Raw genomic sequence first — 13,506 nt, 5'->3', positions numbered from 1 at the left:
CGGAAACTCCGGGCCCTCCAGCCACGCCGGCGCATCGCGCCGGCGTGGCCCACTCGCTCAGGCGATGCTCATCTCGGTGGGCATCGCCTTGTTTTTGGGCTTCATCTTCCTGGGCAGCTGGCAGGTCCAGCGCCGTGCCTGGAAGCTGGACTTGATAGAGCGCGTGGACCAGCGCGTGCACGCCGCGCCCGCTGCCCTGCCCCCGCCCGCCGAATGGCCGCAGATCACGGCCGCCGACCACGAGTACCGCGCCGTGCAGGCCAGCGGCCACTGGCTGGCCGGCAAGACCGTGCTGACCCAGGCCGTGACCGAATTGGGCGCCGGCTTCTGGGTGCTGACGCCGCTGCAGATGGACGACGGCAACCAGGTGCTGGTGAACCGGGGCTTCATTCCCACAGCGCAGCGCGCGCGCTGGCAGGATCAGCCCGCACAGGCCCCCCAGGACCAGGTGACGGTGGCCGGCCTGCTGCGCATCAGCGAGCCGCGCGGCGGCTTCCTGCGCGAGAACGATCCCGCGCAGCAGCGCTGGTTCTCGCGCGATGTGGCGGCCATTGCACAGGCCCAGGGCCTGGCCCATGCAGCCCCCTACTTCATCGACGCAGGCCTGCCGGGCCAGCCCGTGGCAGACGGCACCTGGCCGCGCCCGGGCATGACCGTGATCCGCTTCCCCAACAGCCACCTGGTCTATGCGCTGACCTGGTACGGGCTGGCGCTGATGGTGGTCGGCGCGGCCTGGCTGGTCAGGCGCAATGACCGGCAGGCAAGCAGCAAGCCGTAAAGCCGTAAGGCCGTAAAGCCGTCGCTGCAGGCAACAGGGCCACCGATGACATCGGTGGCCTTTTTTACGCCAGTCCTCTACAAGACCCTGCCGCGCCACGGCTGCCTGCGGTAGCGCACAATCGCCCGCGTGAATTCGCCTTCAGAGTCCCTGTTCCGCGTCGAGCGCACCACCGAACGCCAGAACATGCAGCTGCTGATACAGCTGCGCTGGTTTGCCGTGGTCGGGCAGGTGATCACCATCTCCCTGGTGCACTACGGCTTCGGCATCACCCTGCCGCTGCCGGCCATGGCCCTGGTGCTGATGGCCAGCGTCTTCACCAATCTTGGCTACATCTACTGGTACCGCAGCCACCGCCGCCAGATCTCGGCGCGCAACCTGTTCCTGGCCCTGCTGGCCGACGTGCTCGCCCTGGCCATACAGCTGTACTTGAGCGGCGGCGCCAGCAATCCCTTCATCTATCTGTTCCTGCTGCAGGGCATTCTGGGCGCCGTGCTGCTCAGGCCCGTGCACGCCTGGATCATCGTTGCCAGCACCTCGCTGTGCACCCTGGTGCTGGCCATCGTGCACTGGCCCCTGCCCATTGGCGCGGCGGGACCGGACGGGCTGCCCGGCCTGTACGTGAGCGGCATTCTGATCAGCTTCGGGCTGACCACGGTGCTGCTGGTCGTCTTCCTGCGCCGCATCGTCTCCAACCTGCGCCGGCGTGACGCACGGCTGGCCAACATGCGCCAGCGTGCCAGCGAAGAGGAGCACATCGTGCGCATGGGCCTGCTGGCCACGGGCGCGGCGCACGAGCTGGGCACGCCGCTGTCCACCATGTCCGTCATCCTGGGCGACTGGCAGCGCATGCCCGCCATCACGCAAGACCCCGACCTGCTGGCCGACCTGCAGGAAATGCAGCAGCAGCTGCTGCGCTGCAAGTCCATCGTCTCCAGCGTGCTCATGTCGGCCGGCGAGACCCGCGCCGATGCGCCACAGGCCACCACGCTGCGCGCCTTCATGGACGGCGTGGTCGCGCACTGGCAGTCACGCCACGCCGTGGAGCATTTCGACTATGTCCAGGCCGACGAGGACTTCCCCATTCTTTCCGATACCGCGTTGCAGCAAATGGTTTGCAATGTGCTCGACAATGCGGCCGAAGCTTCCCCCCGCCATGTGGCGCTGCACCTGGCCGTGCGCACCGGCATGCTGTGCATCACCGTGCGCGACAAGGGACCGGGCTTTGCTCCCGCCGTGCTGGAACAGCTGGGCCAGCGCCATATCTCCACCAAGACGGAGCGCCCGGGCCGGGGGCTGGGCCTGTTTCTGGTGCTCAACGTGGCGCGCTCGCTGGGCGGACGCGTTCAGGTGAAGAACACCCCGCCGCGGGGCAGTGAGGTGGAGATCCGCCTGCCCTTGTCATCGATTGCCATTGAACCCGGCGCCTGAAGCGGCGCCCACAGGAACCCGAATCGCCCATGGACAGCTCCCGCCTCCTGCTGCTGGTTGAAGACGATGCGACCTTTGCGCGCACGCTGACGCGCTCGTTCGAGCGGCGCGGCTACCGCGTGCTGCAGGCCGCCAGCGCCGAGGAAGTGCGCGAGCTGCTGCAGACGCACTCGCCGCAATACGCCGTCATGGACCTCAAGCTGGCGGGCAACGCGTCGGGCCTGAGCTGCGTGCAGATGCTGCACCAGCACAGCCCCGAGGCGCTGATCGTCGTGCTCACAGGCTATGCCAGCATTGCCACGGCCGTGGAGGCGGTCAAGCTAGGCGCATGCCACTATCTGGCCAAGCCCTCCAACACCGACGATATCGAGGCCGCCTTCGGCCGCCTCGAAGGCCGCACCGACGTGGAACTGTCGCGCAACCCCACCTCCATCAAGACGCTGGAGTGGGAACACATCCACGAAACCCTGGCCGAGAGCGATTTCAACATCTCCGAAGCCGCCCGCCGCCTGGGCATGCACCGGCGCACGCTGGCGCGCAAGCTGGAGAAGCGGCAGATCAAGTAAGGCGGCAGGCACCAAGACAAACCGGGCCTCAAGGGCCCGGTTTTTCATTGCGCGGCCATGGCCCTCAGGCCATCAGCCCCATCAGCCCAGCCAGAGGTAGTGATCGATCAGCAGCGCCAGGAACAGCACGCTCAGGTGGATCAGCGAGAAGCGGAAGGTCTTGCGCGACAGCTGGTCCGAGTAATTGCGCCACAGTGCAAAGGCATAGGCACAGAAGCCCACGCTCAGCACCACGGCCACCACCAGGTACAGCCAGGAGCTCATGCCGTACATGAAGGGCAGCATGCAGGCCGCAAACAGAATCACCGTGTACAGCAGGATCTGCAGCCGCGTGTACTCGCTGCCATGCGTCACGGGCAGCATGGGCAGGCCGGACTGGCGGTAGTCTTCCACGCGGTACAGCGCCAGCGCCCAGAAATGGGGCGGCGTCCACAGGAAGATGATGAGGAACAGAATCAGCGCCTCGGGACCGACCTGGCCCGTCATCGCGGCCCAGCCCAGCACGGGCGGCATGGCACCGGAGGCGCCGCCGATCACGATGTTCTGCGGCGTGGCAGGCTTGAGGATCACCGTGTAGATCACGGCATAGCCCACGAAGGTGGCCAGCGTCAGCCACATGGTCAACGGGTTGGTGCACAGCAGCAGCACCAGCGCGCCCAACGTGCACAGGATGGCCGAGAAGGCCAGCGCCTGCTGGCTGCTCAGCTCGCCGCGCGCCGTGGGCCGCCAGGAGGTGCGCTTCATGCGCGCATCGATATGGCGCTCCACCAGGCAGTTGAAGGCGGCAGCCGCGCCCGCCACCAGCCAGATGCCCAGACAGGCCAGCGCCATGTGCAACCACTGGTCGGCGTTGGGCCAGCCCGGCACGGCCAGCACCATGCCGATCAGTGCGCAGAACACGATCAGTTGCACCACACGCGGCTTGGTCAGGGCATAGAACTGTGTCCAGCGCGAGGGCTCGACACTCAGGGAAGCTTGTTTACTCATGCAATCTCTCCACGGGCAACCGGCAGACCGTCCCGCAGTGCGCCCGGCCGGCTGGCCGCCAGGCACCAAACAATCACGGTCACCAGCGCAGCTGCGCCGCCCGTATGCAGCACCGCGGCCACCAGCGGCCAATCGAGCACCACGTTCGACAGGCCTGTCAGCACCTGCAGCACCAAAAACGCACCCAGCACGCGGCGCTGCGACGCCAGTGCGGGCACTTCACCCAAACGCCACCACAGCCCGGCCAGCGCAGCCACCACCACATAGGCCGCCAGGCGGTGCAGATAGTGGATGGCCGTGAGGCCCGCAAAGCTGATGTTGCTGCCGTCCTGCAGCAGGCCCAACGGACGCCAGATCTGCAGCGCCTGCGAAAAATCCATGGTCGGCCACCAACTGCCCTGGCAGGTCGGGAAACTGCTGCAGGCCAGCACCGCATAGTTGGTACTGACCCAACCGCCCAGCGCCACCTGCAGCACCAGCAGCGCAAGGCCCAGCCACAGCCCCGCGCGCAGCGCGGGTGAAATCACGGTCGCCCTTTGCTGACGCGCAGCACGGCTCAACCCCACGGCGGGCACGCACAGCAAGGCCAGCAGCCCCGTGCCGCCCAGCAGGTGCAGGGTCACGATGGCCGGGAAAAGCTTCATGGTCACGGTCCAGGCGCCAAAGGCACCCTGCAGGCAGACCCAGAACAGCGCCAGCGTGGGCCACCACGGACTCAGGGCACCGCCTGTGCCCTCGGCCCCTGTACGCTCGGCCCCTGCGCCACCCGCCCTGCCCAGGCGCCGCGCGCGCCGCCAGGCCATGATGGTCATGGCGATGATGAGCACGCCCACGGTGGTGGCCAGATAGCGGTGGACCATCTCTATCCATGCCTTGCCATGCGTCACCGGCCCGGTGGGCATGGCGGCCTGGGCCTCGGCAATCTGCGCGCGGGCGCCCATGGGGCTGGCACTGCCATAGCAGCCCGGCCAATCGGGGCAGCCCAGGCCGGAATCGGTCAGTCGGGTGAAGGCGCCGAACAGCACCAGATCGAAGGTCAGGAACAGCGTGAGCACCGACAGCGCCTGCAGCCGCTTGAGCGAGCCGCCGCTGCGATTGCGCAGCCACACCCAGGCCAGTGGGCCCAGCGCCAGCAACAGGCCCAGCAGCATCAGCTCCAGAACGGGGGCCAGATCGTACAGCGCCTGTTCGCTCACGCCCGCCCTCCGCAGCGCGGCGTGCACCACACGGCATGGCCCCCGGGCAAGCCGAAAGGCAATGCCGCAGGCGCATCCGGTTGGCGACAGCAGATCTTCATAAATGAGAGCAATTTGACGAGAAGGCTCAGCCCCATGCGCGAGATTGGATCGCAGGCCGGGCCTACAGAGAATCAGGACATGCACCCAGATACAGGCAGTGGGACGGCGCCCCATGCACAAGGCCCGCCAAGCGGGCCCGGTCGCTGCAACTTTCAGAGCAGCATGTCTTTGATATGAAACAATTCTACTTGGCTGCGAACCGCTCAAGCGCCCACGCATGCAGTGCCCCTAGATCGCAGCCAGCTTCTTTTGGCCGGTGCGATGCGGCTTGGGCCTGGCGCACACGAATTTCCACAGGACCCTGCCCAAGGCGTCGGCGGCCCAGCTTTACACGACTGCTCAGATTCGCTCAGATTCAGACACCTCGCGTTCCTTAGATTGGTGGTTTCACTTGGGAACCGGCAATTGCCGGGTGAGGCCATGATTGCAGGAGGCTCGTGGACTGTGCTTGATGGGCACGGAAACGAAATCGGGCGTGTCGAAGGCGATGAATTCGTCCGGTGCGGGGCCAGGCTCATCTACCGCATCGATGGACCGGCGCTGTACTCCATGGACGGTTCGGCCAGACTGATGGGCTTTATCGAAGGGACCGAGGTCAGAACGCGGCAAGGCCGGATCTTCCTCAAATTTCTCGCACATTGATCCGCACTGCTCAGATTCGCTCATCTTCGACCGCACAAAGCCGGGGAGACTCCACGCCCATGAAAACTTCCAGGCAATGGACCCCCTTCTGTGCGCGAGCTCTCGAACAATGACTTCAATGATTTCTGGGAAGGCATCGCCCAGGACAAACCCCTGAGGACGCCGGACAAGGGGCGCACCGCGTCCTTCACCGTCACCCGCCGCAATGCCACCGGCCTGGAGGTCCGAACGAACAAGGGCAACACGGTGCGCATACGGCGAGAAGCCTTCTGCGCCGTGCTGCGCCATCTTGCCCAGGACCATCACGGCCTGGAGCGCCCCTGCGTTGTGGCATCCAGCTATGACGTGCCGGGCTTTCTGGGCTTTGCCGCCAAGCAGGCCAACGACAACGCGGCCGTGGTGATCACCTACATCCTGCCGATCCTGCAGGACGCGGGCATCGTCGGAATCGACGGCAACCGACCCAACCGCACCTGGCTGCTCTGAGCGCACCGGCAGCCTCCGGACGCTGGGCGTCGGGTCGATGACAATCTATGTCAATTCATTCATAGCCAATCACTAAGGCGCACAGATAATTGCCGGCATTCGTGTGAATTGTGAGAAGGGTCCGGGCCACGCTCCGCGCCCTTCGATGCTGGAGGATTGGCAGATGAGCGCCCCGGAAATGGAGGCCATACAGGAGCGGCTGAAGAAGCTGCGGGCCGACGAGGCGCTGGTTGCCGAGCAGCTGGACCGGCTGCAGGCCCAAAAGGCTGCGCTGCAGCACAGGCTGGCCATGATCCAGGGCGCCGTGCAGGTGCTTGAAGAGATGCGTCAGGAGCTGGGGCCATGAACCGTGGCAAGCCCGTCTCACCACCCGCATCGCCCACCTCCACCTTGCCCACAGCCGAAGACTGGCTGGCAAGAATTGCGGCGCTGGATGCCACGCAGCCCCCTCCCACCCCGCCCGGTTTGCGCAACCCCCGCAAGGCAAAGCGCCGCAGGGCGGTCACCGTCGTGGCAATGGCCGTGCTGCTGGTACTGCTGGCCATCGCCCTGGCCGTGGCGGTGCAACTGATGTGGGTCAAGTAGCTGTCACACGGCGACAGCGGAAAAAGCCTTCAAGCGTGAAGCCAACCGAGCCGGTGCTGCTGTATACCCTCACATCCTGGCGAAGTCCCCATATTGTTTGCATGCTCACTTACGCCTAGCATGTGCCCACACTCAACGCAGTGGAGGTGCCATGGCCGATCCCGAAGAACCACTGGAAGTACGCTCAGAACGCTGGCAGTCGCTGAAGGGGCTGGACATCGCCTCCGTGGATCTGGGCCCCATCTGCGTGGTGCTCATGCTGACGCTGATCTGCATGGCCGTGATGATGCTGCTGGCCAAATCCGGCACCGAGCAAGCACGGCAGGCCCAGCCATCGTCCCAGGCCAAGGGCCCGGCTCCCCGACCGAAGCCGGCGCAGCCCGTGACCGAACCCGCCCAGCAACAGACCTGGACGCCGGCCTTGCGTACCTGAGGGCGACCTGAGGGCGGCAAGGCCAGGCCCCAGTACCTTCAGAGTTTCACCGAACGTGTCGCAATGAAGGTCGGCACGAACTTCTCGATCACAAAACGGGCATGGGGCTGCCAGTCTTCATGAAAGCCCGTCAGCACCAACCCCGCATCCAGCTGGCCGCCGATCTGATCGGCCAGCGTATGCCCGAACACCAGCGCCTCATTGCGCTCCCGCTTGGCATCGATCGCTGCGGGCGGCAAATCCACCACATCGGAATACGGAAGGCGCCGCGCAGGCCGCATGAGGCCTTGCTCGCGCAACGCGGGATCGCGGTCCTCCACGAAGACCACCGGATTCCAGAAGCTGGACAGAAGGCGCCCACCCTTCGCGAGCACCCGCGCGCATTCACGCCATACGGGCCGCACATCAGGCACGTAGAGGTTGGAGATGGGGTGAAAGACCACATCGAAGCCGGCATCTGCAAAAACGCCCAGATCACGCATGTCGCCCTGCACGCAGGTCAGCGCAAGGCCTTCGCGCTGCGCCACATGGCGGTCCTGTGCAAGCTGCCCGGCAGAGGCGTCGAACACGGTGACCTGCGCACCCGCCGCCGCAAGAATGGGTCCCTGCTGGCCGCCTCCACTGGCAAGGCAGAGGATGCGCAGGCCGCGCACATCATCCAGCCAGCCCGCTGGCAAGGGGCCGGGCGTGAGCCGCGCCTGCCAGCTTCCGGCACGGGCCCGGGCTATTTCAGCGCTGTCGACCGGGCGCGACCAGTCGCAGTCTTTCGCTGCCTGCAGGTTCCAGGCGGCGGTGTTGTGGGCAAGGATGTCGATGGGTTCTGTCATGGGCACTCTTTCAAAAAGAGGCCGCACGGCGACGCGAGGTTGCGTTCAGAAAACGCGGAGCAGTCAACGGGCATGCAGGTGGTGACGCGGGCGTCCGCCGTGGGCCGGCAATGGGCTTCGGGGGATCGGTCGGACAAGGGTCCGAAGGCGTCACAGGTTCATGTCAGGCTCGCAGCGGTCGCAGGGATGGAAGAGGCAAATTCTAAGACTGCGCAAATTGCACTGTCAAACCACTGCGGCGCGTTCCCCACACGGTCATGCGGAAGTCACAACCGTGAGACGGCTTGGCTGTAAGTTGAACACGCACCCTCGATGGCGCTGGCTTCTGCTGCGCCATGGCGCGCCCGCTGACGACCGGCCTTTCCCAACCCGGCGCCCAATGGATACCGAGGAGCAACACTTTGAAGGAGAGCTATGCGTAGTCCCAAGAAAGGCCGAGAGCCGATCCGGCTCATGGACCTGGCCCCCGCCGTCTTCTGCATCCAGTGCGAACAGGAAAAACCCGCCACAGGAGCCCGCCAATTCCACGCGTGGCATGTGTGTAGCGACTGCTCGCAGAAGTTGGCCCAACTCCCCCCGGCGCAAGCACCCACGGCGCACCACGCGCACTGAGGCAAGCGATTCCCCAAAAACGAAAGCCCGCCAGATGGCGGGCTTTCTCATGCCCTTGCGGACATGAACGGGGCGCGGGAGCGGGACTTCGATACGCGCCTACCAGGGCACAAACATGATCACCAGTGCCACAACCACGATAGCGGCAACGATGTACATGGTTCGCTTGGTAGCGAACCGGTTGCGGGACGACGAGGTGGGCACTTGGCCCGGGGTGTTGGGAGTAGGTTTGTTCATGGCCTCAAGCATGGTCGCCGCCCGGGACCGGCCCTGTCGGACAAGCACAGCTAAGGCAATCAGCGCAGAGCATGACAAGGGCGTCGGCCTTGGCGCAAGGTGACGCTTGTGAACTGCCGTGGGCCCACTGAGCGCGAGTGGCCAGAAAAGACAAAGCCCGCGAGTGCGGGCTGTTGGTCAGATTTCGAAGGCAGTGCGGTCCACTGCATCCTTGATCCACGCAGGAGGCTTGCCCCGGCCGGTCCACGTTGCGCCAGTGGACGGATCACGGTACTTGGGCACGCCTGCACCGACGGGCGACTTGCGCTTGCCCGTGCTGAACACATCTTCCTGGGTCAATTGGAATTGCTGGACGAGCTCGCGAACCTTGGCGATGGCCCCGCCTTTTTCGGCTTTCAGGACTTCGGCAATGCGTGCTTCGATCTCTGCCTTTTGCTGCAGGAGCGTCTTGTAATCAGGTGTCATGGACTTTTCTTGGGTTATATGCTAGCGAGTCAGCATTCTATGCACAAAATGCCGCGCTGACATACCTTTGCATCGCAAACCGAAGGTTGCGGACGCAACAACACTCCCAACCTCCAGAGGTATAGAGTGGCGCAATGAACAAAGCACTGGAACTTCAGGCATCGCACTGGTGGCCCTGGCGCTCAGCGCATGCGCCCAGCAGAAGCTGGCACCCTCCGTGGGCATGGCCAATCCCGCATCGGTCTATTGCGGTGAAATCGGCGGACAAGTTCGGATGGAGAAGACGCCCCAGGGCCAGGAAGGCATCTGCGTGCTGCCGAACGGCACGGAAATGGAAGAGTGGACGCTGTACCGCAAGGACCATCCGGCCAAGTAGTGAGATAGCGCTCTGCACGAACCACAAGCAAGCCGTTAACGCTCTGTCACTGCGCAAATGCACCGCCATATGCTCAGCTCACGGCCGCGCAGGCAGCGATACCCCCAGCGAGCCTTTTTCTTGCGCGGGCTCCGATCACGAGGCAATGAACAGCCCGGCCTTGCCCTCGAAGATCTTGGCCAATGCATCTGTCACCTGCTGCAGTTCCACCTCGGTGACCATCAGGTTCACAACGTACTGGCGTGTTCCGTTCAAATCCCGCGCGACCTCCGGCGGTAAATCAGCGCGCAGCACTTGACCATCCGGGGTGACTTCACACAGCAGACCTGCAACTTCTTTACACGACGTAAAGCTTTCCTTCAGAAAAGGTCTGCATACTGGCCAGCAACGGATTCCGCCGAGCCTGGGAGCTTTCTCCTCCCTCCCTCTCAAATCCCTTCCCCAGGCACGCCACCACGGCATCGGCATTTTTCTTCCAGGGCCCGCAGCTTCGCCGCTTGCGGGCCCTTTTCGTTGCCGGATCGCAGCGCCCGCACCCCAGCAATTCATCCATCCTGATGACGGACGAACGCTGGCCGGACGTGGCACGCTGATAGAGGCACCGCGACACGCTTGCCCTTCAACGGCCGCAGCTCCAAGCGGACACCTTGTCGAAAGAACTCATACATACGGGGCATGCTCGACCTACATGAGCACCCTTACTTGGCTCGCACAGGGAAGCCTCACAAGCAGTTGAAATAGCGTCTGTCCCGAGACCCGCAATGCCCTGCTGATGGAGATAAGCATGAGTCAAGTCGTACCGAGTGAGTCTTTCAATCCGGACCCTGATGCCCGCTACCACCGGAGTCTCCTGGATGCCTTTCCGGTAAGGGGCAGCTACCAGCTCATTCAGTTGCGCAGCACCAGACCTCGCAGCCCCTTCCGACGTTTTGCGAAGGCTTGCCTCCGGGCGGTTCGCGCACTTGTTCAATGACTTGAGGGGGATTGTGATGCGACATATTTTCCTCACATTTTTCTGGTCCGTGGTGACCCTCATCTCGCTGTACATCTCCACGCTGGCAGGGCCGATGTTCCCGGTCACGAGCTGAAATGCGGTTAACAGCCGGGCCTATGGTTGACTCATGGTTCTCCTCCTGGAATTCATAGGCATGCCCTGAAAAGGGCACCGGACTTTTTCTTCCTCGTGCCTGCACTTCGCAGGCATTCACAAGCTCGCAGCACCGCTGGCGGGCTTCTTTTTTTGCGGGGGCCGCTTCTTGCGGCTTTGGCCCGCTTTGTAGAGATGCAAGGCGGGCATACATCGGGTACGCACAGCGAAGTGCCAGCGGTGCCAAGGTTCAGGCGACCAAGCGGAGGCTTATGCCGGTGCGGCATGAAGGACAGGATGTTGAAGATGCGGACCGCTCCGCATTGGGTCAAATGCCTGCATCGCGTAAGATGCTGATCCACCAGTAGAAGCGGGCGTCGTTCAATGGCAGGACCTGAGCTTCCCAAGCTCATGATGAGGGTTCGATTCCCTTCGCCCGCTCCAGATTTCCTGGAGCAAAGTCCATCAGTCCCGGATACACATCCGCCACTGATATCCCCACGGACCGCCTTCCGCGCGGGCCCGATCTCTCCCGCCTCCGACCTCTCCCCCGCTTTTCTCCGTGACATTTTTTCGCTCCTCCGCGACGGATCTGTGCTGCCCGCGCGTTGAACGCAATAAGGCCGCCTGATGTGGCCGATGCAGGAGTCTTTCATGTCCTCATTCCGTTTGACTGTTCGCCGCGCCGTCCGTCCGCTTGCGCTGGCGCTTGCCGCCGGCAGCCTGGCCGCGCTGGCCGGCTGCGTGGTAGCGCCTGTTGCGCCCGTGGCGCCCGGGCCCTATGTGGTGCCGCCGGGCGTCGCCTATGTGGCGCCTGCCTATCCGATGCCCAGCGTCGGCTTCGTATGGCAATACCACCCGCGCTACGGCTGGGGCTGGCACCATCCGGTCTACGGCTGGCATCGCGGCTGGCGTTGAGCCGCGCGACACTGGCTGACCCCCGCCACTACACCGATGCCCTTTGGCTGAAATCGATGACCCGGATGCCGACCTGCTGGCGAGACTGGCCCGCGGTGAGCCGCAGGCCGCCCGCGAACTGGTGGAGCGCAAGCTGCCACGCATGCTGGGTCTGGCCCAGCGCCTGCTGGGCAACCGGGCAGAGGCTGAAGAGGTGGCGCAGGAAGGCCTGGTGCGCGCCTGGCAGCAGGTTGGCCACTGGCGGCCGGGGCAGGCCCGCTTTGACACCTGGCTGCATGAGGTGGTGCTCAACCTGTGCCGCGACCGACTCCGCCGGCGCGCGGTGCGGCGCGAAGAAGCGCTGGACGAGCACGCCGAAGCCGCCGCCTTCGCCGACCCCGGCCCAACACCGGAGCAGCAGCTGGACCACGCGCAGCACAGCGCCCGGATCGCCGCTGCCCTGGATGCACTGCCGCCGCGCCAGCGCGAGGCGCTGGTGCTGCACTACTACCAGGCGCTGCCCCAGGCCGAGGCGGCAGCACTCATGGGCGTCTCCGTGGATGCCCTGGAAAGCCTGCTGGCCCGTGCGCGGCGCAGCTTGCGCGCCCGCCTGCAGGACGCAAGCACGAGCGCAATCGCTGCACCTGCAGACCCTGGAGGATCACCGCCATGACGCCAGATCGCTTTGAACAACTGGCCGACGCCTGGGGCGCCGACCTGCGGCGCTGGCCGGCACAGGAGCAGGCTGCGGCGCGCGCGCTGATGGAACAGCCGGCCTTTGCGCCTGCGGCCCGGGCCTTGCTCGCCCGTGCGAATGAACTCGACACGCTGCTCGACAGCCATGCCGTCGCGCCCCCCAGCGCAGCGCTGGCAAGCGCGGTGCTGGCCGGCTTGCAAGCGCGCCCAGGCATGGCGACTGCGCCAGGCCAACCATCGCCGCATGCATGGCCGCAGCCCCGTCGTACCGCGCCCGCACGGCCGGTGCGCGCCAGCGGCCGCAAGCCCTGGCATGGCTGGTGGTCCGGCGCCAGCATCGCCGGTGCGGGCCTGGCCGGTGTGGCCGCAGGCGCCCTGGCCGTGGCCTTGCTGATAGGCACGGCCTTGCCCACGGCCCGGCCGGCACAGTCCGAAGGCGGCTGGTGGCCCGGCACCGCCTTCGACACGGGCGGCGCCTTGGTGGAAGGAAGCGAGGAATGACGATGAACGAATCCCCCATCGGCGATGCCCCCCGCAGGACGCACCTGCGCCGCTGGCTGTGGGCCTCTGCCCTGCTGAATCTGTTTCTGGTGGGCGGCATTGCCGGTGGCACCTGGCGCTGGTGGGCACACCAGGCCGAGGCCAGGTCGGTAGCCACGTCCACGCAGACAGGAACACCCACCGGAGCACCGGCAGGCAGCTCCCCGGCCACTGCGCGCGGACTGCGCTTTGCCGCAGACGGCCTGCCGCCCGAGCGGCGCCAGGCTTTCCGTACAGGACTGCGTGAAGTGCGACGCGAGGCTGCTGCGCTGACCCAAGGCAGCCGCGAAGGCCGCGCCGAGGTGGTTCGCCTGCTGGCTGCGCCGCAGTTCGACCGCGCTGCCGTCGAGGCTGCATTGGCACGCACCCGGGCCGCCGACACGGCGGTGCGCGAGCGCGTGGAGGCGCACGTGGTCGACTTCGCGGCCCAGCTCACGCCGGCCGAGCGACAGACACTGGTGCAGGGGCTGGCAGCGCAGCAAGGCCCCTTCCATGTGCCCGCATCCCCGGCCAGGCGCTGAGGAGCACAGGACACGCCTGCCACGCCCGCGATTTTTCGAGGT

Annotated in this window: 18 protein-coding genes and 1 tRNA gene; 13 read left to right on the top strand and 6 right to left on the bottom strand. The window is 65.4% G+C overall.

Features of this window, described 5'->3' with window-relative positions; all coding sequences use genetic code 11:
* Nucleotides 1–64 precede the first annotated feature (64 nt).
* The 3 genes from KDK82_RS08085 (at nucleotide 65) to KDK82_RS08075 (ending at nucleotide 2,775) form a co-directional block, all read left to right on the top strand.
* Nucleotides 65–778: an SURF1 family protein gene (locus KDK82_RS08085; protein WP_088164509.1), complete on the top strand. Its 714-nt coding sequence runs from the start codon at nucleotides 65–67 to the stop codon at nucleotides 776–778.
* A gap of 129 nt (nucleotides 779–907) precedes the next feature.
* Nucleotides 908–2,209 carry an ATP-binding protein gene (locus KDK82_RS08080; RefSeq protein WP_088164508.1) on the top strand — a complete coding sequence of 434 codons (1,302 nt, stop codon included), beginning with the start codon at nucleotides 908–910 and terminating at the stop codon, nucleotides 2,207–2,209.
* A 29-nt stretch (nucleotides 2,210–2,238) separates the two neighbouring features.
* Complete coding sequence (locus tag KDK82_RS08075) at nucleotides 2,239–2,775, top strand: response regulator transcription factor (protein ID WP_013802156.1); 537 nt, start codon at nucleotides 2,239–2,241, stop codon at nucleotides 2,773–2,775.
* 81 nt (nucleotides 2,776–2,856) lie between these two features.
* Here KDK82_RS08075 and cyoE read toward each other — a convergent pair whose 3' ends face one another.
* The 3 genes from cyoE to KDK82_RS32665 form a co-directional block, all read right to left on the bottom strand.
* Nucleotides 2,857–3,762 (bottom strand): heme o synthase, encoded by a 906-nt coding sequence (gene cyoE / locus KDK82_RS08070; protein ID WP_012205889.1) that lies wholly within the window; start codon nucleotides 3,760–3,762, stop codon nucleotides 2,857–2,859.
* A complete protein-coding gene (locus KDK82_RS08065; protein WP_088165466.1) occupies nucleotides 3,759–4,958 on the bottom strand; it encodes a heme A synthase in 1,200 nt (399 codons plus the stop codon). The genes cyoE and KDK82_RS08065 overlap by 4 nt, the downstream gene beginning before the upstream one ends.
* Nucleotides 4,959–5,447: 489 nt before the next feature.
* Complete coding sequence (locus tag KDK82_RS32665; protein WP_179217866.1) at nucleotides 5,448–5,726, bottom strand: hypothetical protein; 279 nt, start codon at nucleotides 5,724–5,726, stop codon at nucleotides 5,448–5,450.
* 66 nt (nucleotides 5,727–5,792) lie between these two features.
* On the opposite strand from KDK82_RS32665, the gene KDK82_RS08055 reads away from it, so the two are divergent.
* The 4 genes from KDK82_RS08055 (at nucleotide 5,793) to KDK82_RS08040 (ending at nucleotide 7,206) form a co-directional block, all read left to right on the top strand.
* Nucleotides 5,793–6,188: a hypothetical protein gene (locus KDK82_RS08055; protein ID WP_034394401.1), complete on the top strand. Its 396-nt coding sequence runs from the start codon at nucleotides 5,793–5,795 to the stop codon at nucleotides 6,186–6,188.
* Nucleotides 6,189–6,351: 163 nt separating this feature from the next.
* Complete coding sequence (locus KDK82_RS08050) at nucleotides 6,352–6,534, top strand: hypothetical protein (RefSeq protein ID WP_225613976.1); 183 nt, start codon at nucleotides 6,352–6,354, stop codon at nucleotides 6,532–6,534.
* On the top strand, nucleotides 6,531–6,773 hold the full coding sequence (locus KDK82_RS08045; RefSeq protein WP_088164506.1) for a hypothetical protein: 243 nt from the start codon (nucleotides 6,531–6,533) through the stop codon (nucleotides 6,771–6,773). The genes KDK82_RS08050 and KDK82_RS08045 overlap by 4 nt, the downstream gene beginning before the upstream one ends.
* Nucleotides 6,774–6,924: 151 nt before the next feature.
* Nucleotides 6,925–7,206: a hypothetical protein gene (locus KDK82_RS08040; protein ID WP_088164505.1), complete on the top strand. Its 282-nt coding sequence runs from the start codon at nucleotides 6,925–6,927 to the stop codon at nucleotides 7,204–7,206.
* Nucleotides 7,207–7,244: 38 nt separating this feature from the next.
* Here the strand turns inward: KDK82_RS08040 and KDK82_RS08035 are convergent, their stop codons facing one another.
* Together KDK82_RS08035 and KDK82_RS08025 are read right to left on the bottom strand one after the other, a co-directional pair.
* Entirely contained in the window at nucleotides 7,245–8,033 is a 789-nt protein-coding gene (locus tag KDK82_RS08035; protein ID WP_088164504.1) for a class I SAM-dependent methyltransferase, read from the bottom strand.
* A gap of 1,026 nt (nucleotides 8,034–9,059) precedes the next feature.
* Nucleotides 9,060–9,347, bottom strand: coding sequence for an H-NS histone family protein (locus KDK82_RS08025; protein ID WP_012205896.1), 288 nt, complete (start codon nucleotides 9,345–9,347; stop codon nucleotides 9,060–9,062).
* 169 nt (nucleotides 9,348–9,516) lie between these two features.
* On the opposite strand from KDK82_RS08025, the gene KDK82_RS32960 reads away from it, so the two are divergent.
* The gene (locus KDK82_RS32960) at nucleotides 9,517–9,723 is read left to right on the top strand and encodes a DUF333 domain-containing protein (protein WP_306417362.1); all 207 of its coding nucleotides are present in this window, start codon (nucleotides 9,517–9,519) and stop codon (nucleotides 9,721–9,723) included.
* Between the two features lie 135 nt (nucleotides 9,724–9,858).
* Here KDK82_RS32960 and KDK82_RS31830 read toward each other — a convergent pair whose 3' ends face one another.
* Complete coding sequence (locus KDK82_RS31830; protein ID WP_143343408.1) at nucleotides 9,859–10,191, bottom strand: hypothetical protein; 333 nt, start codon at nucleotides 10,189–10,191, stop codon at nucleotides 9,859–9,861.
* Between the two features lie 989 nt (nucleotides 10,192–11,180).
* Between KDK82_RS31830 and KDK82_RS08010 the strand changes: the two genes are divergently transcribed.
* From KDK82_RS08010 to KDK82_RS07990, 5 genes are all read left to right on the top strand, one after another.
* A tRNA-Gly gene (locus KDK82_RS08010) sits at nucleotides 11,181–11,254 on the top strand.
* A gap of 210 nt (nucleotides 11,255–11,464) precedes the next feature.
* Entirely contained in the window at nucleotides 11,465–11,728 is a 264-nt protein-coding gene (locus tag KDK82_RS08005; RefSeq protein ID WP_013802069.1) for a hypothetical protein, read from the top strand.
* Between the two features lie 43 nt (nucleotides 11,729–11,771).
* Nucleotides 11,772–12,380 (top strand): RNA polymerase sigma factor, encoded by a 609-nt coding sequence (locus tag KDK82_RS08000; RefSeq protein WP_088164502.1) that lies wholly within the window; start codon nucleotides 11,772–11,774, stop codon nucleotides 12,378–12,380.
* Nucleotides 12,377–12,904 (top strand): hypothetical protein, encoded by a 528-nt coding sequence (locus KDK82_RS07995; protein WP_088164501.1) that lies wholly within the window; start codon nucleotides 12,377–12,379, stop codon nucleotides 12,902–12,904. Before KDK82_RS08000 ends, KDK82_RS07995 begins: the two co-directional genes overlap by 4 nt.
* Nucleotides 12,905–12,906: 2 nt before the next feature.
* On the top strand, nucleotides 12,907–13,464 hold the full coding sequence (locus KDK82_RS07990; RefSeq protein WP_256974410.1) for a periplasmic heavy metal sensor: 558 nt from the start codon (nucleotides 12,907–12,909) through the stop codon (nucleotides 13,462–13,464).
* Nucleotides 13,465–13,506: the final 42 nt, after the last annotated feature.

The sequence above is a fragment of the Delftia sp. K82 genome, assembly GCF_002193035.1.
Classification (GTDB): domain Bacteria; phylum Pseudomonadota; class Gammaproteobacteria; order Burkholderiales; family Burkholderiaceae_C; genus Comamonas; species Comamonas acidovorans.
The sequence above is the reverse complement of the archived record's forward strand: the minus strand, read 5'-3'. Positions and strand labels throughout refer to the sequence as shown.